The 1658-nt window shown below is 75.1% G+C and carries 1 protein-coding gene; it reads right to left on the bottom strand.

Going from position 1 to position 1658, the window contains the following annotated elements; translation table 11 throughout:
- Positions 1-68: 68 nt before the first annotated feature.
- Positions 69-1658, bottom strand: a 1590-nt coding sequence (locus AC5LUJ_RS23350; RefSeq protein ID WP_493465785.1) for a site-specific integrase, incomplete at its 5' end; no start/stop codon positions are given.

Here is a 1658-nt window from a genome sequence, read left to right as displayed (position 1 = left end):
CCGGTAGGCAGCAATGTTCCAGGGGTGTTGAGTAGCGCCATGGGAGAAGATCGGCTGGTAGCTATTCGTCAGGGCTGGTAGCTACGGTCACGGACGAGTTCAGCGGCGTAGCGGTGCCAGGTGCCCCCGGCCTGGGCGGTCCAGCGGGCGGCGGTGGTCGGGTGCATCGAGAGCATGTCGGCCAGGACGGCGGTGGGGAGTTCGGCGGCGAGCTGGGTTATCGCGGCGCGGCGACCGGCGACCGCGGAGACCCCGAGCGTGCGTAGACGCTCCCCGAGCCGGGCGGGGGTGATCGGTTGTCCGGGGAGCAGGCCTGGGAACAGCCAGCCGGTCGTGCCGGGTGAGCCGACGCCGACGTGGGGACGGCCTTCGTCGCGTAGCCGCAGGACCAGGCTGGCGAGCGGCTCGGGCAGGGGGATGCGTTCGGTGCCGATCTGCAGGTGCACGGTGTCGCTCGACGGGTGGACCTGGCTGGTCGTGAGCGCGGCGATGCGGGAGAGGTGCTGGCCGTAGAGGAGGAGGAGCGCACCGGCGACCCGGTCGGTCAGTTCGACGGTGTCGTCGTGCAGGAGCCGGGCGAGCAGCGCGATCCGCTTGTCCTCGCTGGTGGCCGGGCCGGTTGGTCGGGGGCGGGCGGGGACCGTCAGCGCTCGGGTGTGGCCGCGCCCGGCGGTCCAGGCGAGGAAGTCGCCGACGTCGTGGGCGGACGGGCCGCCGCTGGTCAGCCAGAGATCGACGGTGTGCTGGTCGAGCTCGGCCAGGGTGGTGCCGCGGTCGTGCAGCCAGGCGAGGAACGTGATCGTGACGTGGACGAGGTGGCTGGCGCGGGCGGTCACCGTCCGGGGGCCGCGGGAGTGTTCCGCGCGGCGGCGCAGGCGGCGCAGGACCCGCCAGGTGGCGTAGGCGGTCGCGACACGTCGGTGTTCGGGGGGTTCGACGTCTGCGAGCCGGCGGGCCAGGCGCTGTTCGGCGCGGGCGAGTGCCTCGTCGCGTGCCGGGAGTACCTGGTGGGCGACGAGCAGGGTGCGCAGGTAGTCGGCTGCGCCGCGGCGGGGATGGGCGTCGAGTGCCTCGTGGCTGGTGGGCAGCCGGCCGGCGGCCAGGTCGGCGAGCAGCGCGCTGGCCGCGCCGGTGCGCAGCCAGTTCAACGCGGTGTAGGGGTTCGGGGTCGCGCAGATCGCCTCGGCCACGGCGGCGAGGTGGGCCGGGACCTGCCCGTCGGCGGCGAGCAGCACGGTCGTGCGGCGTCGCAGGGAGCAGGTCGCGCAGCGGCCGGCCTCGAAGAGCTTGTCCTCGAGGCCGCAGTCGACGCAGCGGTGGGTGACCGGCAGACCGGCGCAGTCGGCGCAGGTCGTGGCGTCGACGCCGGGGGGATGGACGAGGCGGCGGGTCTGGCCGCAGGACGCGCAGGTGCCGCGGTGGCGCAGCGCCGCCGTGTAGCACGGGTCGCAGACCGGCCCCTCGGGCCAGCGGACGGCCGGTGGCCGGGTGGCACCGCAGCGGGCGCACGGCAGCGCGCGCCGTGGCGTGCACCTCTGGCAGAGCGGGGCGTCGCTGCTGGCGAACGCGCAGGGCCGCCGCCGCCCGCAGACCGCGCAGACCGCCTCCGGGAGCGTGAAGCAGTTCACGCAGATGTCGGGCTGGCCGTCGTGCGCGCG

This window comes from Protofrankia sp. CiP1_Cm_nod3 (assembly GCF_982290655.1).
This window is presented reverse-complemented; position numbering and strand designations above follow the sequence as displayed.